At 50.3% G+C, this 23,727-nt stretch carries 26 protein-coding genes (1 of these 26 cut by a window edge); all 26 read right to left on the bottom strand.

Annotated elements, in window-relative coordinates; translation table 11 throughout:
• Positions 1 to 868 carry the 5' portion of a tRNA dihydrouridine synthase DusB gene (gene dusB, locus ACLIN2_RS01110; protein ID WP_122962103.1) on the bottom strand. It extends 161 nt beyond the left edge of the window, so only the first 868 of its 1,029 coding nucleotides appear in the window; the start codon lies at positions 866 to 868; the stop codon falls past the left edge of the window.
• An 85-nt stretch (positions 869 to 953) separates the two neighbouring features.
• Positions 954 to 1,163, bottom strand: coding sequence for a helix-turn-helix domain-containing protein (locus ACLIN2_RS01105; RefSeq protein ID WP_092277339.1), 210 nt, complete (start codon positions 1,161 to 1,163; stop codon positions 954 to 956).
• Entirely contained in the window at positions 1,115 to 1,645 is a 531-nt protein-coding gene (gene folK / locus ACLIN2_RS01100; protein WP_092277342.1) for a 2-amino-4-hydroxy-6-hydroxymethyldihydropteridine diphosphokinase, read from the bottom strand. Before folK ends, ACLIN2_RS01105 begins: the two co-directional genes overlap by 49 nt.
• Entirely contained in the window at positions 1,642 to 2,013 is a 372-nt protein-coding gene (folB, locus tag ACLIN2_RS01095; RefSeq protein WP_122962105.1) for a dihydroneopterin aldolase, read from the bottom strand. The genes folK and folB overlap by 4 nt, the downstream gene beginning before the upstream one ends.
• Positions 2,006 to 3,202 carry a dihydropteroate synthase gene (folP, locus tag ACLIN2_RS01090; protein WP_400588555.1) on the bottom strand — a complete coding sequence of 399 codons (1,197 nt, stop codon included), beginning with the start codon at positions 3,200 to 3,202 and terminating at the stop codon, positions 2,006 to 2,008. Before folP ends, folB begins: the two co-directional genes overlap by 8 nt.
• A 52-nt stretch (positions 3,203 to 3,254) precedes the next feature.
• Entirely contained in the window at positions 3,255 to 4,100 is an 846-nt protein-coding gene (gene pabC / locus ACLIN2_RS01085; protein ID WP_122962107.1) for an aminodeoxychorismate lyase, read from the bottom strand.
• Positions 4,101 to 4,144: 44 nt separating this feature from the next.
• Entirely contained in the window at positions 4,145 to 4,867 is a 723-nt protein-coding gene (gene tatC, locus ACLIN2_RS01080) for a twin-arginine translocase subunit TatC (protein WP_122927046.1), read from the bottom strand.
• 90 nt (positions 4,868 to 4,957) lie between these two features.
• Positions 4,958 to 5,200 carry a twin-arginine translocase TatA/TatE family subunit gene (locus ACLIN2_RS01075; RefSeq protein ID WP_122962108.1) on the bottom strand — a complete coding sequence of 81 codons (243 nt, stop codon included), beginning with the start codon at positions 5,198 to 5,200 and terminating at the stop codon, positions 4,958 to 4,960.
• Positions 5,201 to 5,220: 20 nt separating this feature from the next.
• On the bottom strand, positions 5,221 to 6,864 hold the full coding sequence (locus ACLIN2_RS01070; protein WP_411503041.1) for a PhoX family protein: 1,644 nt from the start codon (positions 6,862 to 6,864) through the stop codon (positions 5,221 to 5,223).
• A gap of 162 nt (positions 6,865 to 7,026) precedes the next feature.
• The gene (gene pabA / locus ACLIN2_RS01065; RefSeq protein WP_327933377.1) at positions 7,027 to 7,611 is read right to left on the bottom strand and encodes an aminodeoxychorismate/anthranilate synthase component II; all 585 of its coding nucleotides are present in this window, start codon (positions 7,609 to 7,611) and stop codon (positions 7,027 to 7,029) included.
• A 17-nt stretch (positions 7,612 to 7,628) separates the two neighbouring features.
• Positions 7,629 to 9,119, bottom strand: coding sequence for an anthranilate synthase component I family protein (locus ACLIN2_RS01060; protein WP_411504502.1), 1,491 nt, complete (start codon positions 9,117 to 9,119; stop codon positions 7,629 to 7,631).
• A gap of 131 nt (positions 9,120 to 9,250) precedes the next feature.
• Positions 9,251 to 10,183: a cysteine synthase A gene (cysK, locus tag ACLIN2_RS01055; RefSeq protein WP_411503040.1), complete on the bottom strand. Its 933-nt coding sequence runs from the start codon at positions 10,181 to 10,183 to the stop codon at positions 9,251 to 9,253.
• Between the two features lie 81 nt (positions 10,184 to 10,264).
• Positions 10,265 to 11,167: a peptidyl-prolyl cis-trans isomerase gene (locus tag ACLIN2_RS01050; protein ID WP_411503039.1), complete on the bottom strand. Its 903-nt coding sequence runs from the start codon at positions 11,165 to 11,167 to the stop codon at positions 10,265 to 10,267.
• 30 nt (positions 11,168 to 11,197) lie between these two features.
• Positions 11,198 to 12,070 carry an Hsp33 family molecular chaperone HslO gene (gene hslO / locus ACLIN2_RS01045; protein WP_122927040.1) on the bottom strand — a complete coding sequence of 291 codons (873 nt, stop codon included), beginning with the start codon at positions 12,068 to 12,070 and terminating at the stop codon, positions 11,198 to 11,200.
• Between the two features lie 165 nt (positions 12,071 to 12,235).
• Entirely contained in the window at positions 12,236 to 13,177 is a 942-nt protein-coding gene (locus tag ACLIN2_RS01040; RefSeq protein ID WP_411503038.1) for a sigma-70 family RNA polymerase sigma factor, read from the bottom strand.
• Positions 13,178 to 13,439: 262 nt separating this feature from the next.
• Positions 13,440 to 14,399, bottom strand: coding sequence for an ABC transporter ATP-binding protein (locus ACLIN2_RS01035; protein WP_411503037.1), 960 nt, complete (start codon positions 14,397 to 14,399; stop codon positions 13,440 to 13,442).
• Between the two features lie 27 nt (positions 14,400 to 14,426).
• The gene (locus tag ACLIN2_RS01030; protein ID WP_411503036.1) at positions 14,427 to 15,347 is read right to left on the bottom strand and encodes an NlpC/P60 family protein; all 921 of its coding nucleotides are present in this window, start codon (positions 15,345 to 15,347) and stop codon (positions 14,427 to 14,429) included.
• Position 15,348: 1 nt separating this feature from the next.
• Positions 15,349 to 16,443 (bottom strand): dipeptide epimerase, encoded by a 1,095-nt coding sequence (locus tag ACLIN2_RS01025; protein WP_400588559.1) that lies wholly within the window; start codon positions 16,441 to 16,443, stop codon positions 15,349 to 15,351.
• A gap of 154 nt (positions 16,444 to 16,597) precedes the next feature.
• Positions 16,598 to 18,253 (bottom strand): peptide ABC transporter substrate-binding protein, encoded by a 1,656-nt coding sequence (locus tag ACLIN2_RS01020; RefSeq protein WP_092277387.1) that lies wholly within the window; start codon positions 18,251 to 18,253, stop codon positions 16,598 to 16,600.
• 137 nt (positions 18,254 to 18,390) lie between these two features.
• Positions 18,391 to 19,416 carry an ABC transporter ATP-binding protein gene (locus ACLIN2_RS01015; RefSeq protein WP_092277390.1) on the bottom strand — a complete coding sequence of 342 codons (1,026 nt, stop codon included), beginning with the start codon at positions 19,414 to 19,416 and terminating at the stop codon, positions 18,391 to 18,393.
• A gap of 5 nt (positions 19,417 to 19,421) precedes the next feature.
• Entirely contained in the window at positions 19,422 to 20,339 is a 918-nt protein-coding gene (locus tag ACLIN2_RS01010; RefSeq protein ID WP_327933385.1) for an ABC transporter permease, read from the bottom strand.
• Positions 20,336 to 21,274 carry an ABC transporter permease gene (locus ACLIN2_RS01005; RefSeq protein ID WP_122927034.1) on the bottom strand — a complete coding sequence of 313 codons (939 nt, stop codon included), beginning with the start codon at positions 21,272 to 21,274 and terminating at the stop codon, positions 20,336 to 20,338. Before ACLIN2_RS01005 ends, ACLIN2_RS01010 begins: the two co-directional genes overlap by 4 nt.
• 224 nt (positions 21,275 to 21,498) lie before the next feature.
• Positions 21,499 to 21,837 (bottom strand): DUF3870 domain-containing protein, encoded by a 339-nt coding sequence (locus ACLIN2_RS01000; RefSeq protein ID WP_122962115.1) that lies wholly within the window; start codon positions 21,835 to 21,837, stop codon positions 21,499 to 21,501.
• 135 nt (positions 21,838 to 21,972) lie between these two features.
• Complete coding sequence (locus ACLIN2_RS00995; protein ID WP_411504501.1) at positions 21,973 to 22,536, bottom strand: hypothetical protein; 564 nt, start codon at positions 22,534 to 22,536, stop codon at positions 21,973 to 21,975.
• 67 nt (positions 22,537 to 22,603) lie between these two features.
• Positions 22,604 to 23,020, bottom strand: a complete 417-nt coding sequence (locus ACLIN2_RS00990; protein ID WP_411503035.1) for a hypothetical protein — start codon at positions 23,018 to 23,020, stop codon at positions 22,604 to 22,606.
• A 155-nt stretch (positions 23,021 to 23,175) separates the two neighbouring features.
• A complete protein-coding gene (locus ACLIN2_RS00985; protein ID WP_411503034.1) occupies positions 23,176 to 23,583 on the bottom strand; it encodes a hypothetical protein in 408 nt (135 codons plus the stop codon).
• Positions 23,584 to 23,727 lie beyond the last annotated feature (144 nt).

Genomic DNA, 23,727 nt, shown 5'->3' with positions numbered 1-23,727 from the left:
CCTTCAAATACCAAGCAGCATGCTTTCTCATTTCCAGGACACCGACGCGCGGTCCTTTTAGCGCAATCAATCGTTCTGCATGCAACAGGCAGATATCCATTTTTTCACGTACAGATGGTTCTGCCGCCAGTTCACCTGTGGTCAGGTACTGAATCGTCCGATATAGCATCCACGGATTACCCAATGCTGCACGGCCGATCATTACGCCGTCGCAGCCTGTCGTATCCAGCATGCGTCGTGCATCCTCCGGAGTCGCGACATCGCCGTTCCCAATGACCGGGATCGAGACCGCTTCCTTCACACGACCGATCCAGCTCCAGTCTGCATGTCCTTTGTACATCTGTACACGCGTACGACCGTGGACAGCTATCGCTTTTCCACCTGCGCGCTCGACGGCCTTGGCATTTTCAATTACATACAGATGTTCCTCGTCCCAGCCCAGACGCATTTTGACAGTCACGGGCTTTTCAACAGCATCGACTACAGCGGAAACGACCTCGTAAATCTTGTTTGGATCGAGAAGCAGGCGGGCACCTGCATCACAGCTCGTGATTTTCGGCACCGGACAGCCCATGTTGATATCGATGATGTCGGCATTGGTATGCTTATCGACATGTTTCGCCGCTTCTACCAGCGTTTCCTTGTCTCCGCCAAAAATCTGCAAGCTCAACGGCTTTTCGCGCTCATCGACATAGAGCATTTCAATGGTTTTTTTGTTGCCGTGCACGATCCCTTTATCGCTGACCATCTCGGCACAGACCAACCCGGTCCCAAATTCCTTTGCAATCAAACGAAAAGCAGGGTTACAAACCCCAGCCATCGGTGCAAGTACGACATTATTTTTCAGTTCAATATTTCCGATTTTCATTTATGTTTACCTCCTAAATCCCATAACGCAAGCGATCTATCGTCGCTGGCGGGTGCTTGGAGAGGTGTGACCTATCCAAAAGTCATCATTTATTTATAGCACATAATTCGTCGTAGTCGACCTGTAAAGTGCTGGCGATCTTTCGCAGGACCGGCTCTGTCGGCACGCGAGTCCCACGCTCCAGCGACCCGACGAACGATAGTGACACTCCCAGCTTTTCCGAAAGGGATTGCTGTGTATACCCTTTTAGCTTTCGGAAGGACCGGATTCGATTTCCAAGTGAACTGTTCCCCACTTACGTACCCCCTTGTGATCCTCTGCCAAATGCGATAGAAAATGATCAATCGTCTGGTTGTACACAGGCAAAGCGCCTCCCTCCCAAACGTCACGAAGAGGGACCAACACAAAAGCTCGCTCTGCCATCGATGGATGTGGAATCTTGAGATGTTCTGTCTCGATGGTACGATCGCCAAACAGCAACAGATCAATATCAATCGTGCGTGGTCCCCAGCGTATGAGTCGGACTCGTCCCAGCTCTCTTTCTATAGTCAGCGCTGTCTTAAGCAGCTGATCAGCAGACAGCTCTGTCTCGACGGCTATCACCATATTGAGGAATGCATCCTGGTCGACATAGCCGACCGGATCGGTTTCGTATATATTGGATACCCGAAGAACGCGGATACCGGGCTGCTCCTGCAGTTTATGTATTGCTTTTTGCAGCGTTTCCTCCCGCTTGCCCATGTTGGACCCGAGCGCTAGGTAAGCACATACCGTCATGAACCAAAGTCCTCTCTGCGGCGAACCATCTCGATCGCGACGGACTCATAATGTCCATTGATCGGCGGATTCGGCTTCGTCACTTTTACTTTGACCTCCGCAAATGGAAACTCGCAAAGTAGCTTCTCTGCGATCCGCGCCGTCAGCCTTTCCACCAGATTGTAGCGCTCGCCCTCAACGATCTGCTGCACACAGGTAAAAATCTCTGCGTAGTTCACAGTGTCGTTTAGATCATCGCTAGCCCCTGCACGAGACAGATCCAAGGACAGATCGAGATCGACGTAAAACCGCTGTCCCAGCTCCGCCTCTGCTCCAAACACCCCATGGTAGCCGTAAAACGACATACCCTTGAAGTAGATTTTATCCAACAGTAATGCCTCCTCGAAGCATCGCATCCATCATTTTGGCAACGCGCTTCATTTCTTTTACATCATGGACCCGAACCATATGGCAGCCTTTGGTCACTCCGAGAGCAACCGTCGCTGCTGTCCCCTCTACCCGCTCATCCACAGGGAGATCCAGGACATTGCCAATCATTCTTTTTCGCGATGTCGCAAGCAAGACTGGATATCCCAATGCGACCAAATCATCCAGCCTGCGCATGGTCTCCAGGTTTTGTTCCTGTGATTTCGCGAATCCGATGCCCGGATCAAGGACAATCTGATCAGGTTTCACACCTGCCGCGAGTGCAATCTTTACCGACTCCCGCAAATCGCGAATGTAATCCGCAAAGAAATCGCCGTAATTCGTATCTTCCCGGTTATGCATCAATATGATCGGAACCTGATGGCGTACAGCGACTTCTGCCATTCGCTTGTCCCGTCTAGCTCCCCAGATATCGTTCACAATATGAGCTCCAGTCTGAACCGCTCGCTCAGCCACTTCTGGCTTGTACGTGTCAATCGACAGCGGAACGGACAATTCCTGCGACAAAATACGAATGACTGGCAGCACCCGATCCAGCTCCTCCGCCTCACCCACGGGTACAGAGCCAGGCCGCGTGGATTCTCCGCCAATATCGATGATGTCCGCCCCTGCCTCAACCATGGCACGAGCCTGCGCCAAAGCCTGATCCAGATCGACAAACTTCCCTCCGTCCGAGAATGAATCCGGGGTCACATTCAGAATCCCCATGATCAAGGTACGTTGACCGAGCGGAAGCACTCGGCCCCTGCATACCAATTCTCGCTGCTCGCGTAGCCGCTTCGGACCAGCCAAAACCTCCCGTAGCTCTGCAGAAGCCGTACGCAAGCCGTCGCTTCTTTTTGCCGCAAGCTCAATCAACGCCTCCAGCTGGGAACGTGTGGACATGAGAAAAGCCGTGAAACGATCGGTTTTCCCAGGCTGATCTGATAGAAGGGCTTCCCCTCCAACCGTCAGCATGTCCGCCCGCAGCTGGCTCGCTTCTTCCTCACTCAAGTTTTCTAAGTGCATGCGCAAGCCTCCATCAGCTTCCGCCAAACGCGCTCTCTCCACGGGACCTATCCCCCGCTTGGACAGCTCGGTTTCCAGCTCCTCGCGAGACGCTGCATGGATCAAAAATGGATTGTACTTCATGAGCGTGACTCCCTTTTCCGACGTAACATGTTGATTAGTAGCATACCATAATTTACTCGTTGATCGCTACAGACTCGCGATACGCAAGGTGCAGTTGTAGTGTGTGAACCCCATAGGTCGAAATGACTACATGATCGTCAATTTCCTGCACCGGGACAATCTCCTGAACGGAGTTGGTCACAAACACTTCCTCTGCTTCCCGAAGCACTTCTGGTCGATATTTGCCTTCTTCTACCGACATGCCCATTCGTTTCGCCAGTAAAAGAACATGCTGACGTGTCACTCCATCCAATATTCCCGTTTCCAGTGATGGGGTAAACAAGCAACCATCTTTCATCCAGAAAAGATTGCTGACGATGCCCTCCGCCAGATAGCCGTCGTGCGTTAAAAACAAGCCCTCTACATCCATGCGCGCCCCTACCTCTTGCTTCGCCAGCGCGTTGTTGAGGTAGTTGTGGGACTTGAAGCGCTGGTGACCTTCTGCTGTTTGGCGAGCCAACGACAGCGTCTGTAAACGCTTCGGCAAGGGCGGATCCGCGAGAGGGGCTACCGGCTTGGCAAAAATAAATAGCGAAGGCCGTGAATACCCGTCCGCTACGAGCCCCACCCCTTCCGGCCCCGCCGTTACGCTAAGCCGAACATAAGCATCCCGCAATCCATTCGCATCAACCGTCTGCATCACCGCCTCCGCCAGCTCCTCCGACGTCCACACTGGCGCGATGCGCAATGCCAAAAGCCCGGAACAGAGCCGGGCATAGTGAGCTTCCCATAAAAACAGGCGACGATCGTAAACACGCAGTGTCTCAAACAACCCTATTCCGTATAAAAAGCCATGGTCCAACACTGAAACAGAAGCTTGTTCAGCCGGTAAGACCGTTCCATTTACATAAACGCGCATGCACACTCTCTCCCGCTAACATGATCGAGAGCATCATACCATACTTACGCAGATAGCGCAGTTTCCCGAGTGCGTTTACGGTGTATCACGCGAGAAATCGATATCGATATTTCATACAACACAATCAACGGCACGATCACCATGATGTCCGAGAGAAAATCAGGCGGCGTAATCGTAATGGAAATCACCGACAGCACCAGATAAGCGGGCTTTCTCATTTTTGCCAGGCGATGGGGATTCAAAATTCCCAGATGGCTCAGAAAAAGCACGACAACAGGCAGCTCAAACAAAAGCCCGAACGGCAGACAAAGGTTAAGCATGAACGTGAAATAATCGTTCGCCGTGATCACCAGATCGAAATTGCCGTTAGACAGTCCCAAGACGAAGTGATACATCATGGGAAACAGGATCAAATAGGCAAAGGATAGTCCGAGCAAAAAAAGCAGAAACAGTGCCGGGATGTACATCAACGCGATTTTGCGCTCCCTTTCTTGCAGGGCCGGAACGACAAACTTCCATGCCTGGTAAGCGGCGATCGGAATGGTAAAGGCAATCCCGCCAACAGCAGACAGCTTCACGTAGATCGACAAAATATCGCCTGGCCCAAGAATGGCCAATTTTTCCCCTGAACGACTCGCTAGCAACTGATAAATGTGATCGACAAATAAAAAGCAGATCAGCACACTCAGCACAAGCGCAACTGCCACAATCAATAACCGGCGACGCAAATCAGTCAAATGCTCCAAAAACGGCATTTCTTGACCCATGCAAAGCCCTCCCCCTAGCCATGGAATCGGTGTGTGTAAAAGGAAAAAGGCAATGCGCTCTCTCACGCACCACCTTTTCCTCGAGCTGGATTAGTTGACTCGCTTCAACGTATCTTCCGGAAGTGCCGATGCGGAAAGCTCGACTGTCGAACCCTTCACAGCCTTTTCTTTGCTCTCATCGTCATCTTTCGTCAAATCTTTTGTAGCTGATTTGAATTCAGTCAACGTCCGACCAAATGCGCGCCCGATTTCCGGCAGCTTGCTAGGTCCAAAAATCACGAGCGCAATGATTAAAATCAAGATCAGCCCAGGAATTCCGATAGACGATAACATAGGTGGCTACACTCCTTTTCCTAGAAACCGGTAATGGCGATCACACTCGGCAACGCAACGGAGCTTCCGCCTTTTGGCCAGTGGCTGGTTGGTTGGTCATAGCCTTTCAGGTTTTCACCTGGATGCTGTACGGAGAGGAACAGTGTTTTCTCGTCCGGTGTAAACCAAGGACCTGTCATTTCTGCACCAACCGGAGCAGAAGCAAATTGCGCTGCCATTCCTTTACTATTTCCTGTCGTTGGAATAAAGAATACGCCATTGTTGCCAAAACTTTTGTAAATGCCGCTATTCATAGAGGAAGAAGAAATATCGGTTACGACCCACAGGTTGCCCGCACTGTCAAACGCCATGTTGTCCGGCGCTGCAAAGCCGCTTTGTGGACCGCCCGCTGCGAAGATTTCAAACGTGAACTCTCCACCCGCATGATTGTTGTCTTTTTCAAACAGTCGAACGATTTGGCCATAGAAGTTGCCATGCTTGTCGTTGTTTGTCAGCGCGATGAAGACGGAACCGTCGATCGGATGCACCTCAAGGTCTTCCGGGCGATCCATTGGTGTAGCTGCAACAGCTTTGGAGGCTTCACGGCAGTTGACCAGCACATCTGCCTGGGAAGTGAACAAAGGCTCGCCATCGCTGTTTGTCGCTTTTTGCAATGCTTCATTTGTGGCATAGTCCAACGCGATCCATTTTCCTTTTCCAAAGTTCGCTACGTACAGCGTACCTTCTTCCAGCAGCTTGCTATTGGATTTGCCCGCTTTCGGATCGAATTTTCCTTTGGATACGTATTTGTACACGTATTGGTCTTTGGCGTCGTCGCCCATGTAAACAACCAACTGTCCAGTTGGAGCCAGTACCATTGCTGTATTCTCATGAGAGAAGCGGCCCAGTGCGGTATGCTTCTTTGGCGTAGATTTCGGATCGAACGGATCGACCTCAATCACCCAGCCGTAGTGTGTTTCGTCTGGAAGCTTGCAATCGCCGACCACATCGATGAAGTTTTCCTCACAGGACAGTACAGTGTGCCAAAGCGTTACCCCACCGGAGCAGTTCGCAAAGGTCCCTGTTACTTCTTTGGCAATGGATGCAGCTGGACCCGTCAAAGCATGCTTGGTCAGCCCGCTGACGCGACGGCCGTATTTGGAGTCGGAGATGAGCTTCCATTTTCCGTTTTCTTTCTTGATTTCAATGACGGAACCGCCCAGTGCATACAAATATTTTTTGATTTGATCAGGAGTACGCGTGTTGTTCTCTGGATCTGCGTTTAAGAAGTCATAGCCCGTCACGTAATGCTCCAGCTCTCCCAGGTACTCGTGGTTCACCCACAGAAGTCCGTGGTCTGCCTTGCCATCAATCGGCAGGAAACAGGTGAAGTCATTGTTGAAGCCAAAGGTATCGCCAGCAGCGTTGATTTTATCTCCATAAGAAGCGACTACGTCATATTTGAAGCCTTCTGGCAAAACGACATCGTCTTGGGTCGTTGGGTGGATTGCTTTGAATTTCGGATTGAAATTATGTTTTTGATTCTCGAGGCCAAACAAGTGATCTGCCGTTTTGCCCGAGAGATTGCCACCTGCTGCAAGTGCAGGAATCCCCGTTGCCATCGAAGCCAAAGCCGCTGTACCTGCTCCAAGATAAGTCAAAAATTGTCGACGATTTACATCCATGTCAATCGCTCCTTTTCGTCATCTTTTTCACATTGTACAGGCCTAGTGTCGATATACCGTTAACGCCGTATAAAGAGGATGTTAAGAATTGCCAAGGTTCTGTTAACAAAAAAAACCGCCCTGCTAGGCAAGGCGGTTGTTCTATTTACTCGATCTATGATTTTACCCAATCGTATGGCGCGCATAGGCGGTCAGAAAGTTTTTCAGAAGCTGCTTTCCATGCTGGGTGATGATCGACTCTGGATGGAACTGTACCCCTTCGATCGGGTACTCCCGGTGGCGAATCGCCATGATCTCGCCCTCAGCCGTACGTGCCGTTACTTCCAGCTCTTCTGGGATCGAGGACTCCTCCACGATCAAAGAGTGATAGCGCGCAGCTGTAAACGGCGACGGGATGTCCTGAAAAATCGTTTTCCCATCATGAAATACTTCGGAGGTCTTCCCGTGCATCAAACGCTCTGCACGAATGACTTTTCCTCCGAAAACCTGACCAATGGACTGGTGACCGAGGCAGACCCCCATGATTGGAATCTTCCCGGCGAAATGACGAATGGCATCCATGCTAATGCCCGCTTCATTCGGCGTGCACGGTCCAGGTGAGATCATCAGATAGTCCGGGGACAATCGTTCGATCTCCGTAAGCGTAATCTTGTCATTTCGATACACCTGCAGCTCTTCGCCCAGTTCCCCCACGTACTGCACCAAATTGTAGGTAAAAGAATCGTAGTTATCAATCATCAAAATCATCTAACACTCATCTCCTCTCAACTCATCGTTCTCTGCTCGGCAAGCTCTAACGCTTTCCACAACGCTTCTGCCTTTTTCAAGGACTCCGCATACTCTGACTCTGGCACGGAATCGATCACGATCCCCGCTCCCGCCTGCACGTGAGCCATGCCGTCTTTTACCACCATCGTACGGATGGCGATATTGACCTCGACTTCTCCATTGAATCCGAACCAACCGATAGAGCCTGTGTACACGCCACGCTTGACTGGCTCCAGCTCCTCGATGATCTCCATCGTGCGGACCTTGGGTGCTCCTGTGATCGTACCTCCCGGAAAAGCAGCTGCAACGGCATCAAAGGCATCCTTGTCTGCGGCCAGCTCTCCTTTGACATGGGAGACGATATGCATGACGTGGGAGTACTTCTCCACGACCATGAACTCGCTCACTTCCACACTGCCAAAGCGGCACACGCGCCCCAAATCGTTCCGTTCCAAATCGACCAGCATGACGTGCTCGGCACGCTCCTTTTCGTTGTCGATCAGCTCGCGAGCCAATGCTTCATCCTGCTCATCGGTTTGTCCCCGTGGACGCGTCCCTGCGATCGGACGGGTACTTACCTCGCCACCCTTTACCTTTACCAAGAGCTCAGGTGACGCGCTAACCAGCTGAAACTCAGGAAAGCTCAGATAGCCCATGTACGGCGACGGATTCAGCTTGCGCAGGACGCTGTAGACTTCCGGTGCTGTCACGTTCATTGGCTTGCTCTGGCGAACGGACAGGTTGACCTGAAACACGTCTCCCTGGGCAATATACTCCTGAACCCGGCGAACGGCATCCTCGAATTGGTCTTTGGCGAAGGAAACAGATGCTGGCGTTTGTTGCGTAAGCGGTCTCTTCCGCAGCGCATCCCAGTCGATATCATCCGAAGTCATGACCAAATGATCCAGCGCCTTCGCTCGATTTTCCAGCGAATCTGCTGTCTTTTGATACAACTCTTCACTCAATTGCTCCGACTTCACATGGGTCAAAAAAGTCATTTCACGGGTCGTATGATCAAAGACGAGAAGGTCTTGCATTATCATAACATACAGGTCCGGCAACTGTAAGTCGTCTGTCGCGATCTGAGGCAGGCTTGGCTCAAAAAAGTGATTCATGTCGTAGCTCATATAGCCTACAGCACCGCCGGAAAAGTCTGGCATGTCTGGAAGCACAGGTGTACGGTACTGCTCCAAAAGAGAGCGCAAGGCATCGAAGGGCGCCCCGTTTACACTGTCGACGCGTCCATCTCGGTAAGAAATGATCGACTCTCCCCGCTTGCTGCGAAGAGCAGCGACTGGCTGATAACCCAAAAAGGTGAACCGCCCGACTCTTCCACTTTCCAGCAGCACGCTATCCTGCAGGGACGGATGAAGGCTTGTCAGCACTTGCCACGGGTCGAGATGAGTCGGCCATTTTTTGAGAAGGGCAATAGGCACGTATGGGTAAGCATTTGCATGCGTCTGGCAGTCAGTAAACGTAGGGAACAGCAATCCTTTCACGCTCCGGTCTTTTCGTGATATATATCATCCGTTCATTATAAGGGGGTCTGATACAAAAAGAAAAGACCACGACGGCCAAAACTGACCCTGCGTGGTCCTGGAAGCTGCTACCGTTGCCCTTAGTCTTCGAAAGAGTACAAAGGAGTCGACAGGTAGCGTTCACCGTTTGAAGGAATAATTACGATGACTTTTTTGCCTTTACCCAGCTCAGCAGCTACTTTGATCGCTGCAAAAATCGCTGCTCCAGAAGAAATTCCACCCAGGATTCCTTCCTCGCGAGCTACACGGCGGGAGGTTTCAAAAGCATCATCGTTTTCGACTTTAATGATCTCATCATAGATATGCGTATCCAAAATTTCCGGAACAAAGCCCGCTCCGATCCCTTGGATTTTGTGAGGGCCTGGTTTGCCACCGGAGAGAACCGGAGAAGCTGCTGGCTCAACCGCTACAATTTTCACGTCCGGGTAGCTTTCGCGTAGCACTTGCCCTACACCTGTAATGGTTCCGCCTGTACCGACACCGGAAATGAACGCATCTACGCCACCGATTTCTTTCGCTTGCTCCAGCAGCTCGACAGCTGTCGTTTCACGGTGGATAGCTGGGTTAGCAGCGTTTTTAAATTGCTGCGGGATGAAGTACGAGGGATTTTCCTTTGCGAGCTCTTCTGCTTTGCGAATGGCCCCGCCCATACCTTCGCTGCCAGGTGTCAGAACCAGCTCAGCACCGTATGCACGCAACAGGTTGCGACGCTCGATACTCATCGTCTCTGGCATGACCAGAATCGCGCGGTAGCCTTTTGCGGCAGCAACCATCGCCAAACCGATCCCTGTATTTCCGCTCGTTGGTTCGATGATGGTATCGCCCGGTTTCAGAGTGCCATCTGCTTCAGCTGCTTCGATCATCGCCAATGCAATCCGGTCTTTTACGCTGCTGCCTGGGTTGAAAAATTCCAACTTCAAATAAATGTCTGCAATATCTTCGCTGACAACTCGATTGAGTTTTACCAATGGTGTAAATCCAATCAAATCTGTAATGGAATTCGCCACGCGCATAAGTCCTGCCCCCTTATTTATTATAGCCGAGTAAATAACTTGGATTTGTTGGTTAAATTATATCAACCACTGCCCAATTGGTCAATGCTGCATTTGCTCAGAAATTTCAACGCCTACCGACTGTCGCAGCCGATCCAAAACCTCATCCAGCGATTCTACCTGTGCGAAAGCCAGCTCTTTGCGTATCGCCTCTTTGACTTGTTCGAAGGATTGCTGCTCGGCTTTTCTGCGATCCGCCATTTGATAGATCACATAGTTCTCTTTGACCTTCATCGGTGCACTGATTTTCTTGGTTTCCAAATCCGCTACTACATCCTGTGCCTCATCCGGCAATCGGGAATCGCCAAGGGACAGCCAGCCCATATCGCCACCGTTGCCCGCCGTCAAGGAATCGATGGAGCGTTCTTTGGCAAGCGCTTGAAAATTGGCGCCCTGCTTTAACTCCGCAGCGACTTGTTCGGCTTCCTGCTGCGTTGCAACGACGATCTGCCACAGCCGCATCTGCATAGGTCTGGCGTAACGCTCTGGGTGGTTGTTGTAGAAGGTAAGTAGCTCTTCGTCACTGATGACAATATCCTTGGTAGCCAAAGCCTGCAAGAGGAGCTGGTACGTAATTTCACGCCGAAGTGCCTCTACTGTCGTACCCGCCTGTTTGATCAATGCCTGCTCGAATTCGCTATCGCTCGAGCTCCCATAGCTTTCGCGAATCTGTGCCATCTCTTGATCCAGCTCGGCCTGATCCACTGTTACTCCCTGCTGCTTGGCTGCCTGAAACACCACTTCGCGATTGACCATGTCTTGCAGGACCTGATCCCCGAATTTTTGCTTGAGCGCTGAGATGTAGTCTGCCTCGCTAATGGTAGATCCGCCCACCACCGCTGCCGGCTGCAGCTTGGTAGACGTCTGGTACCACGACCAGGTGACGACCAAGAGCAGCACGACAAGCGCTCCGATGAATGCCCACAACCCTTTTGTGTTGGTCATTCCATCCTCTCCCCAATTCGTTCGCCGCGCTTACATGTCTTTCATGAGGTCCTCCAACGCGGACTTGTCAAAATGGTATCGCTCGTTGCAGAAATGGCAGTGTACTTCTGCCTCTCCTTGTTCCTCGATCATGCTTTCGATTTCCACGCGGCCTAGGCTGATCAGGGCCTGGCTCACTTTATCAGCCGAGCATTTACAGTGGAAATTAATTTCCGTACGGCTGAGGAACTTCGGTTCTTCCAGCACTTTTTCCAAAATCTCTTCTGGGGATAAGCCTTCGCCGATCATGCGCGACACTTGTGGGAGACCACTCAGCCGCTCTTCCATCTTGGCGACAACTTCCTCAGGCGTATTTGGCAAGAGCTGAAGGATAAAACCTCCCGCTGCCAGCACAGAGCGGTCTTCCGGGTTCACCAATACGCCTACTGCTACTGCGGATGGCGTCTGCTCCGAGGTCACGAAGTAGTACGTAAAGTCCTCTCCGATCTCACCGGAAACAATCGGGGAGCTGCCCTGGTACGGCTCTTTCAGCCCCAAATCCTTTGTCACGTAAACAAAACCGTCCGTTCCTACTGCCCGCCTTACGTCGAGCTTGCCTTTTTCATTGAGGTCGAAATGAACGTGCGGATTGGTTACGTAGGCTACACCTTCCCCATCCGCATTGGCTTCGGCGATGATCTGACCGATCGGACCTCCCCCTTTTACTTTGACATACAGGGTCTCGTCTCCTTTTAACATCGCGCCCATCATCAAAGTAACGGTGAGTGTTCGACCCGCTGCTGCTGTCGCCGTATTCCACATGTCGTGACGGCTGCGAATTTCTTCTACAATCGTAGTCGTACGTGCTGCAAAGGCACGAACATGTCCGTTATATCCAGTTGCTCTTATTAAATAATCGCTCATAATGGCGATCCTCCTTTTCACAATGAACAAAATCTAAAAGACCGTATCTATACAGTTTACCACAAGAAAGAAAGACTACGCCCACCCCCTGCGCTCGCTCGACACTTTACCGCCATACAAGAAAAACCCCCTCCGTACTCGAGGGGGTTTTTCCAATCTATTTGCTTACAAATAATCTTTCAGAACACGGGATGCCTTTTGCGTGCGCAACCGATCAATCGTTGTCGCTTCGATCTGGCGTATGCGCTCACGGGTCAAACCGAACATTTTGCCAACTTCCTCTAGGGTGTAAACCTGATCATCGTACAGACCGTACCGCATGGAAATGATCTCTTGGGCGCGAGGACTGAGTCTTTCGAGAGCAGCGCGCATCTGGGAGCGCAGATCTACTTTTTCAATCCAGTCATCGAGGGACGATTCTTTATCATCCATGACTTCCGCATAGCTCAATGATTCGTCTTCCTGTCCTGCTAGCCACTTTTCGTTTTGCAGCTCAGCATCGAGAGACTCCATTTTCATCATCAAAGCCAGCTCAATCGCGTCCACCTTTTCCAGTGGCAGGTCCAGCAAGCCCGCGATTTCTTGGCGGTCAGGCGTGCGGTTCAACGCATGTACTAGGTGAAGCACCTGCTTTTGATACTGCCGTATTTGCTCATGCATGTGAACAGGGATACGAATCAATGTCCCCTTGTCATTAATGGCACGAGTGATAGCCTGCGAAATCCACCAATGCGAGTAATGGTAGAGACGCACACCACGCCCTACATCAAACTTGTCAATGGCGGTAAACAAACCAATCGTACCCTCCTGGATCAGATCCAGAAATGGCATGCCGCGTTTTAAATGACGCAAAGCTGTATTTACTACGTAGCGCAAGTACGCTCGGACCAGGGTTTCCCTGGCTTCGAGATCGCCATGTTGTTGATAGCGAACCAAGCATTCCAACTCTTCTTCTTTGTCCAACATGGGTGTTGCAGCGACACTTTCCAAAAACAACAGGGCGGACGTGTCTGATCGTAGGGATCGGGGCACGGTAATTCCCAGCTGTGTCTCTACTTCCCGCCAACGACGTGGCGTTGACTGGAACGAGGATGTACTCAGAGCCATATGCAACCCTCACTTCTCTGGAATGGAAAATCGACGAAGTTAGGCCTAGTTGTTACCAGATGTTTATAGTATCGGTATTTCGACAAAAGTCGTCCAATTCCTGCGTGTTTACAGAATATTAACAGCACTTTACACAAATACCTGATGGTAGCGCTTCCACAAAAAGGAGGACATTCCCTTGCATTCTCTAACAAAAAACCACCCCCGCAGTCAGGGATGGTTTTTTGCAAATTGTGTCGAATGATGGAGAAAAGTCAGTCGATTATTGGTACAAGTGACAGGCTACATAATGGCCGTGGTCTACCTCTTGCCAGGTCGGTTTATGTTGCGCGCAAACTTCTTTGGCAACCGGGCAACGCGTCCGGAATACACACCCGCTCGGTGGATTGATCGGACTTGGTACGTCGCCCTCGATAATGGTACGTTCGCGACTTTTTTCCAAGTCAGGATCAGGGACGGGAATGGCCGATAACAATGCTTGGGTATAGGGATGCTTCGGTGATTCATACAGCTTTTCGCCCTCTGTCATTTCCACCAGACTCCCCAGGTACATCACGCCGATCCGATCGCTAATGTGCTTTACCATCGCGAGATCGTGCGCAATAAACAGGTACGTGAGGTTTTGCTCCCGCTGCAGGTTCTTCATCAAATTGACGACCTGTGCTTGCACGGACACATCGAGTGCCGATATCGGTTCATCTGCAATGACAAACCGCGGATTTACAGCAAGCGCACGAGCAATCCCAATCCGTTGACGCTGACCGCCGCTGAACTCATGCGGGAAACGATTGGCGTGCTCTTTTTGCAGACCGACCATCTCTAAGAGCTCGATGACCCGCTTGGCACGTTCTTTTCCTTTGTAGAGCCCGTTTAGCTGCAGACCTTCTCCAATAATCTCCGAGATGTTCATCCGCGGATTTAAGGAGGCGTAGGGATCCTGGAAAATCATCTGCATATCACGTGTAAGCTTGCTGCGTGCACTGGAGGATGCTTTATGCACGTTTTGGCCGTCAAAGATTACTTCTCCTGACGTCGGGTTGTACAGGCTGATAATCGTGCGACCTGTCGTAGACTTACCGCAGCCCGACTCGCCTACAAGACCAAAGGTTTCACCCTCGTAAATATCAAAGGACACACCATCAGCTGCCTTGAGAGACGCCCCTTTACCCACTTCGAAGGTTTTCGTTAGGTTTTTTACCTGGACCAGCTTCTTTTTTTGCATCTGGCCACTCCTCCCCCTGTCATCCGTTTACCAGTATCTTCTCGACACGCAGTGCTCTTTTATCAACCGGTAAGTGTCATCGAGCTTGACGATCTCGATCGCACCCCGTGTGTCAGGAGAATGAATCATTTCCTGATTGCCCATGTAAATCCCGACGTGATGGACTCTGCCTTTCCCTTCCTCGAAAGCAAAGAAGAGCAAATCACCAGGAAGCAGGTCTTCTTTTTCCACCAGTTTGCCCTGTGTAGCTTGGTCAGAGGCATCGCGAGGAATTTGAATCCCGATAGAGCGGTGCATGTTGTAGGCAAAGCCGGAGCAGTCATATCCGTACGAAGACATGCCGCCCCATAGGTATGGCAGGCCCAGGAAACGTTTGCCGTTTTCCACAATCGCTTCTCCTCGGTTGCCCGCTACCTCGATATTTTCGTTAGCCCGAACAATTTTTACGTCCTCGGCAAGCAAAAAGCCTTCTCCAGTGGGTGTCGCCACGATGACGCCGTCTTCTGTCTCGGACAGCAGCGGCAATCTGGTCAAATAGGCAAGCTCCACATCTTCCTGTCTGTCTTTCGTGTACAGTTGAGCCATGGAGGAAGTCACCAGTGCCAGCTTTTGGCCATCCTTCCCCTCAAACGCTTCTGACCACGGCGCCAACTGGTTTGTGGGAATCCACCCAGGGTAACCAATCGTGCTTTTTTTGGAAAACTGGTCGGGAATGAGGACCTTGGACCAATCCCCTAGTTCCTCTTCTACTTCCACACGTGTACCGTAAAGAGCCTGGGTTTGAATCATGTTATCATCGTAAAAGCCCAGTTTGTCTTCGATGGTAAGAGAGGTAAGCCAGCCACGAGGATCTACGGGTGCAGCGAGCGCCGCACGATCGATGTCTCGCGGAGATTCTGGCTTGGTCCAAACAGTCGCTACCGAAACAGCTACAAGGGCGGACTTCATCTTACTTCTCCCCTTCCCACAATTTTACCGCTTGAATTCCCAGTCCAGGTGCCTCTGGCATGATCATGCGCCTTCCTTCGTATTCAACACCACCGACGATTCCGTCATGAAGGAGCATCAGTGGAGCATCAAAGTCATAGCGCGTAATGTTTTTCTTACTAGCAGCAAAGTGCGCGGCTGCCGATACGGACAGACGAGATTCGATCATGCTGCCAACCATGCATGGAATACCGTGTTCTTCTGCCATTTGGTTGATCAACTGTGCTTTGAAAATGCCGCCTGCTTTCATCAGCTTGATATTGATCAGATCTGCTGCATGGCTGCGCAGAACCTGCAATGCTTGTGCAGGAGAGAACACGCTTTCGTCAGCCATAATAGGCGTGTCTACCGAGTCGGTCACTACTTTCAAGCCTTCCAGATCATGAGCTTTTACTGGCTGTTCGATCAATTCGATATCCAGGCCCATGTCTTCCATTTTGCGGATTGAACGTACAGCCTCTTTTACATTCCATCCCTGGTTGGCATCAAGACGAATCTTCACTTCTTTGCCTACAGATTTACGAATTTCCTGGATGCGCAAGATGTCTTCCTCGATGTCGTCCTTTCCTACCTTGATTTTCAGGACATTAAAGCCATCCTTCAAATAAGCGGCCGCATCTTCGCCCATTTCCTTTGGCGAGTTTACACTTACGGTGTAGTCCGTCTCCAGCTCATTGCGGTACCCACCGAGGAACTGGTACAGCGGCATTCCGGCACGCTGCGAAATCAAATCGTACAAAGCAATATCGACGGCTGCTTTTGCACTGCTGTTTCCCACCATGGATTGGTGAAGCGTATGGAAGACTTGCTCGTAGGAGAGCAGATTCAGTCCGATCAGCTGTGGTCTCATGGTGTTCAAGATCGCTGATTCGATGCTCTCAATGCTGTCGCCGGTAATCACCACTGTCGCGGAAGCCTCTCCCCATCCTACCATGCCATTGTCGCAAGTAATTTTGACGAGAACAGACTCCAGGCTCTCAACCGTACGCAATGCTGTTTTAAATGGCTTTTTCAACGGAACAGAAATTCTTTTTACTTCGATGGCTTGAATGATCATGTTTTCCTCCATCTTCTCTTGTGCTATGACTTGTTGTTTTCTTATGTTTGTTTGATTAAATCATAAATTATTATAGCACCATTAAAACAATCGGCAAAAAAGGGGGAGAGTCATTCCAATCTGCTCTGAAATGACTTCTCCCAGCAATTGCTTATTACTTCACAACAACCTTTCTCAAGTCGGTATAGCTCAGCGATGTGCTCACGATACCGCTCACTTTGTCGCTTTGGAGGAGAGACGTGTTGTAGAAGTACAATGGTGCAATCGGTGCTTCATCCATCAGGATTTTTTCTGCGTCATGCAGCATTTGCAGACGTTTTGCATCGTCGGCTTCTTTGTACGCGTCTTGGATCAACTTGTCGTATTGAGGGTTGTTCCAGCCGGTACGGTTGCTTGGGCTCTTCGATTGGAAAATGTCCAGGAAGTTGATGGCATCACCGAAGTCAGGCAACCAGGAAGAACGAGCAAGCTGGAATTGCAGCTGCTTTTGCATATCGGTCAGAACTTTTCCTTCTACCTTTTGCAGCTTCACATCGACACCCAGGTTTTGCTTGAACATTTCTTGCAGAGCTTGAGCGGTTTTCTCATAGTTGGTTCCGCTGCGGTAAGTCAGGGTTACTTCTGGCAGAGTGGTATACCCTTTTTCTTTCATGCCTTGCTCCAGCAGTTTTTTCGCTTCTGCCGGATCGTACTTGATCAAATCTCCGCCAACTTCGCGGAAAGAGCCTGTTCCGTTTGCATCTGGCAAGCCGAAGGAAACGAACGCATTTCCTGGTTTTTGCTGACGCATCAGGACGAGGTCGACGAGTGTTTGACGGTCGATCGCCATGCTGAACGCTTTGCGAATATTTTTGTTGTCAAATGGCTCTTTGGTCACGTTAAAGCGGTAGAACTCGGTTCCCGCTCCATCTTGCACCAATACTTTGCCCTCTTTGAACAATTGGTCTGCCATATCGGAGGGAACAGTTGTCGTTCTGTGCAGCTCCTCATTGGTGAACATTTGGTACTCGGTATTTTCATCATCGATCATTTTCCAAACGGCACCAGCCAAGGTTACGTTTGCCGCATCCCAGTAGTTCTCGTTTTTCTCAATTTTCAATTCGCTGTCATGTGCCCATTCTTTCAGCTTGAATGGTCCGTTACCAACGAAGGTAGACGCTTCTGCAGCCCATTTTGGATCCTTTTGATCAACTGCTTGGTTTACAGGGAAGAAGGCCGGGTTGGATACGAGCAGAAGCGTCCAGGAAGCTGGCTGTGCCAAAGTTACTTCCAATGTTTTGTCATCCAGCGCTTTTACTTTTACGCCATCTGCTGGGCCTTTTCCGCTGTTGAATGCCTCTGCTCCTTCGATCATGTAAGCGAGAGGAGCTGCTGAGGAAGCAATCTTTGGATCGAGCAGTCGTTTCCAAGCATATTCAAAGTCTTGTGCTTTTACCGGATCTCCGTTTGTCCATTTGTTGTCACGCAGCGTAAACGTGTACACTTTTCCGTCCGGAGAGATTTTCCACTCAGAAGCTGCTGCTGGCTGAACTTTTCCATCTGCATCTAGACGGGTCAAGCCTTCCATCAGGTTGTTCAAAATGTTGTAGGATGGTTCGTCAAAACCGATTGGCGGATCCAAGGAAGTAGGCTCCTTGATGTTGTTCAAGAGCAGGAGCTTCGCCGCTTGATCCTGTGGTGTAGGAGCTTGCTCGTTGGAATTGGCTGCAGGTGCTGGTGTTGCTGTGTTCGCAGGCTGACTGGAACATCCTGCAATCAGCATGGAAGCGGCCAACGATGCAGACAGCACAATGGTCGATATTTTTTTCACTGTTCTTCTTCCCCCTTATACTTTTTTTATATGTCGTAAAAGGATGCGTCGACGGGCGACACCCTCTTTTACACCGAAGAATGATCAGCCTGACGAGCCACGCGAAGCATTTTTGTCAGGCGAAAACAGAGAAACGATCAGGTACCAGTAGGCGCCTGCGTGGATGCCAGCAGCTTTTTCGCCCGCGGATCCTGCAGCCAACAGGAGACAGCGTGGGCGTTGTGTACCTTTGTTTCCTCCGGCTGGTAATTCCGACAAACCTCCAGTGCGTGATTGCAGCGTTCTGCAAACGCACAGCCGAGTGGCGGCGAGAACAAATCAGGCGGTGTACCCGGTATTGGACTGAGCGGAATGTTGCGATCCGCATCCAGACGGGGCATGGATGCCAGCAAGCCTTTTGTATAAGGGTGTTGAGGATTATAGAAAATGTCACTCACAGGGCCTGATTCGACTACTTTCCCTGCGTACATGACGTTTACTCGGTCGGCGATTTTGGCTACTACTCCCAAGTCGTGCGTGATGATGATGATCGATACGCCTGTTTTCTGCTGAATGCTTTTGAACAAGTCGATGATCTGCGCTTGGATCGTCACGTCCAATGCGGTAGTCGGTTCATCAGCAATCAGGATAGAGGGATTGCACACGAGAGCGATCGCAATCATGATCCGCTGTCTCATCCCTCCGCTGAATTGGTGCAGGTATTGCTTTAAGCGGCTCTCTGGATTGGCAATGCCCACGAGCTGGAGAATTTCAATCGCTTGTCTTTTCGCTTCGGAGCGCGGGACCTTTTGATGGCGAATGATCCCCTCCATGATCTGCTCCCCGATGGTAATCGTCGGGTTCAGCGAAGTCATCGCATCCTGGAAAATCATCGAGATTTCCGATCCGCGAATGCCCTGCATTTCTTTCTCAGGCAGCTTCGCCAAGTCTTTTCCTTTGAAAAGGATACTTCCCCCTGCGATTTTGCCGATATGTTCAGGCACCAGTCTCATAATGCTTTTTGCGGTTACGCTCTTTCCACAGCCGGACTCCCCTACGATCGCCAGCGTCTCTCCCTTTTTCAAGGAAAAGTTGACATCCCTTACCGCACTGATTTCACCACCGTGCGCTCGAAAGGTTACTTTTAGCCCGCTTACTTCCAGTAAAGTCTCCCTTTGTTCCATGCTGACTACCTCCTCGACTTCGGATCAAACGCATCCCGCAAACCATCACCGAGCACGTTGAAAGCTAGCATCGTCAAGGAAATGAAGAACGCTGGGAAAAAGAGTCTCCACCAATGCCCGGATAACAACGTCGACAATCCATCGTTGGCCATTACCCCCCAGCTCGCTTGAGGAGCCTGGACGCCCAGACCGAGGAAGCTCAGGAAGGCCTCCGAGAAAATAGCACTAGGGACAGAGAGCGTCACGTAAACGATGATGATCCCGATTGTATTTGGCAGCAAGTGCTTGCGAATGATGTAGAACGGCTTTGCACCCATGGTTTTCGCAGCCAGAACATACTCCGAATTTTTCATTTGCAGCACCTGGCCGCGAATCGTACGTGCCATACCGATCCATCCGGTTGCACTCAAAGCGACGATAATCGTCATCAACCCCGGACCCATTACGACCATCAGCAGGATGACAACAAGCAAGTAAGGAAGACCGTACAAAATATCCACGAAACGCATCATCATATTGTCGACGCGCCCACCGAGGTAACCGGCGATTCCACCGTACAGAACCCCGATAAAGAAATCGATTAGGGCAGCCATCAGACCAACAAACAAGGAGATTCTGGCCCCATACCATACACGTGTAAACACATCTCGGCCAAATTCATCTGTGCCGAACCAGTTCGCATCAGATGGTGCTTTATTTTTCGAAATGATTGACTGCTTGGCGTAGTCGTGACCCGAAATCATGGGACCCACAATCGCCATCCCAACGAGCAGAATAATAATGACTAGCCCCATCAGAGCCAGTTTGTTGCCCCGCAGACGAATCCAAGCTCCCTGCCAATAGGTCAGTTGAGGTCGTACAATTGCTTCCGCATTAGAGCTGTCTTTTCGCATCGGGACAAACAAGTCATCAGAAACAATCATCCTTTGCTCTCCTTTCCATGGAACTTGATCCGCGGATCAATGATTCCGTACAACACGTCTACAACAAACATCATGAAGATGAGAAGGGCACTGTAGAATACGGTGGTCCCCATAATAACCGAATAATCGCGGTTATTGATCCCGGCAACGAAGTACTTGCCCATTCCTGGAATCGCGAAAATCTTTTCGATAACGAAGCTTCCTGTCAGTACATTGGCGATCAATGCTCCGAGCAGCGTGACGACTGGCAATACAGCATTGCGCAGCGCATGCTTGATCACGATCGTCGCTGGTGATAGACCTTTCGCGCGGGCCGTTTCAATGTACTCCTGCGTCAGCACTTCCAGCATGTTGGTACGAGTGAGGCGGGCGATGATGGCAATCGGGCCAAACGCCAAAGCCAGTGCCGGCATGATGACGTGCTGCCAGGTCCCCCAGGTTGCAGTCGGAAGCAGCTTCCATTCAACAGCCAAATATTTAATTAGAAGCGAAGCAACAACAAAGCTCGGTATGGATATACCCACCACTGCGATGATCATCGCGATGTAGTCGATGAGACGGTTATGCCTCAAGGCTGCTACTACGCCCAAAGCAATCCCTGTCACAATCGCAAACAGCACCGAGACAATCCCAAGCTGGAACGATACAGGAAAGCCGCGAGCAATCATTTTGTTTACGGTATCCGAGCTGTTGGCAATCGATGGCCCCAGATCGAATTGGACAAGCTGTTTGAGGTACAGCCCATATTGAACAATCAATGGCTTATCCAGGTTGTAGTAAGCGTTCAGGTTGGCAGCTACCGCTTCATTCAATCCCTTGCCATCCTTCTCAAAAGGAGAGCCGGGTACCGCATGCATGAGGAAAAAGGTCAGTGTAATGATGAGCCACAAGGTAACGATCATGGAGATAAATCTGCGAATAACAAATGATAGCAAGGAATCTCCTCCTTCTTGATCAATCGGTTCTGATGAGGAATGGAACATTGCACGGAGTTGGCGAAGTTTTTGGCGCTCCCCTGGTAGAATTGAATATTTTTTATTTTCAGATCTACAGAGGTAAGAATGAAAAAAACCCAGCAAATGCACAAAGCTCTGGCATTTGCTGGGTTTTACTTACGTGTATGCCTCGCATACGAATAAATAAAGCAGCTATGTACTATTTACCGCTCCTCCGGTTTTGTTCTCACGGCAATAGCTTGTTTGTATTTCTTCTGTGCGTCTTTAAACGCTGCCATCAACGTTTTTTGAGAAGATCCAAAATACCGATAACGAATCTCCTCTCCTATTGCATCTGAGTCAAAAATCGAATGTCCAATAAAAATAGACCTAGCAAAGTCTGACGTCAGCTGTACAGTAGAAGAGCAAGCAGCCTCTACAATCTTGTCGTTCGACGTATCTACGACCAGCCCAATAAAAAATGCACTGAACTGTTGGGTAATCGGATTGTTAGAAGAAGACTGCGCATCGCCAACGATATAAATGGTATCTTTGTCAAACAATTTGAAAACCTCGCCTTTTGTGCTTATCGATCCGGCAAACGGGACGTTCGGAGAGCTACTTCCTCACACTCGCAAGCTGGCTAAGCACTTTCCTACATAGTACCAAAGAAATTCATAATTTGTAAATAACTCAGACTAATGTTTCAATTCTTCCACGGAAACTACGGGAAACGAGTGATCTGGGAGTAGGGGAAGAAAGGGGCTTTCGTCTACAAAGGCAATTACGACATGGGATGGACCCACCATCGTTTTTGGCGCAAGACGCAATTCCTCTCCCTCTTCCGTCACCACAGTGATATGCAGTCTCCCCCCTTCTGGCCGACTCGCTCTAGGTACGAGACGGTCCTGCGAGAGAGATTTTCCGTTATAGCGCAAGTAAATATCCAGATCCTGCCGCCATGCCCGAAAATCGATGTAATAGCGTGTAAAGACGAGGGGATCTGTCGTTACACTGTTGTTCGCAGGCACAAACGTCTGCAGCTCACGATGGTATCCACCATTTTGGTTCATTCTTTCCTCAAACCGATCCATCGCCTCATCCTCCAGAAGGTCGATCACTCCCTCTGTCTTCAAGACCGGATCCACGGCAAATGTCGCATGATGGTTGGCCAGCTCCAGCAGCATCTTTACTTCTGTTTTTTTCTGCATCGCCAGGTCAGCATCTACAACAAACAGCCCTACTAGCAGAAAGAAGAGAATGGACGAAATGGACAAGACGTTGATACCCGTACAAAGAACCTCCTTATTCGGTCTTGTTTGATTGGTTTTATAAATCGTAATCCATGACGTTTACTGTGCCTTGCCGTGTTACCTGCATGCGCTCAGCCGGCAAGGGAAACAGCTCGGTTAACCGCGGATATGGAGCTTCCACCCGCAGCTCAAATTCGTCTTCATGACTCCAAACAATAGGGTCAGCCGAATATGTCCGAGTAATAGTTACGGTAAGGTCACTTCCCGAGAGTGACAGCTTCTTTTCGGACAACTCTCTCGAAATGAATGCCTGAACCGCTTGGTGGATAGTCGCTTCATCCGTTCCGCCATGATTGCTCACATATTTAGCGGCCGCTGCACTTACCTCCAGAAGCTCATTCTTCGTCTGAACAACCGTATGAACCTGCATAATCCCCAATGGGACAAGCAGCAGCACCATCACATTTAATAGAACGGCAAACAATTGTCCCATCAGCTTGTACCAAACCGGCTCACACTTCCAAGCAGTTCACCGAAAAACGCGGTGCAAGCATCCATCAGATTGTCTGGTCCCGTAAGCAGAAGATTGACTGTTAAAGGTAATACCAGTACGAGTAAAACCAATGTGGCAATCAGCTTGTTCAAGGTCTACCACCCCGGGTCAAAATATTCGGAGGGACGGGTGCCTATGAAGGTAAACGCCACCTCTCCCTCTACAAATCGGTTCAGCCATTGTGCGACCTTGGAAGGAGTAACGGTGATGGCAAGTGTGACAGCCTCCTGTCGTTCCTTTCGCGCACGCTGGTTCTCCGTACGAGGGCCACTGCCCGCGAAGACGTCACCTGACACATCCCACCCCAGCTCCGCCATCTCTTGCGAGTAATACTCGGCCAACGCAGGGTCCAGATACCCAATATCCTGCATGTCATCCAGCATATCGGCATAGATACTGCGGGCAATCGCCCTCTCCATCGCATACATGTGGTAGGCCCCCAGAGCTGACAGAATGGCAAGCATGACTGCCAGGCTGATTATAAATACTTTCAATTTGACCATTGTCCTCGCTTGCTCCGCCTTTCTTCAATGAAAGATAACCGTAGCCGCTCTGTGTATGCGCACTTCTTGCGTTTGACGCAACTGCTCCTCTGGCTGCAAGCTCCATAAGACCGAGCAAAGACTGCCTACCATGATTAAAATGAT

Origin of the sequence: Brevibacillus centrosporus, from assembly GCF_046622605.1 — a bacterium.
Classification (GTDB): domain Bacteria; phylum Bacillota; class Bacilli; order Brevibacillales; family Brevibacillaceae; genus Brevibacillus; species Brevibacillus centrosporus.
The sequence above is the reverse complement of the archived record's forward strand: the minus strand, read 5'-3'. Positions and strand labels throughout refer to the sequence as shown.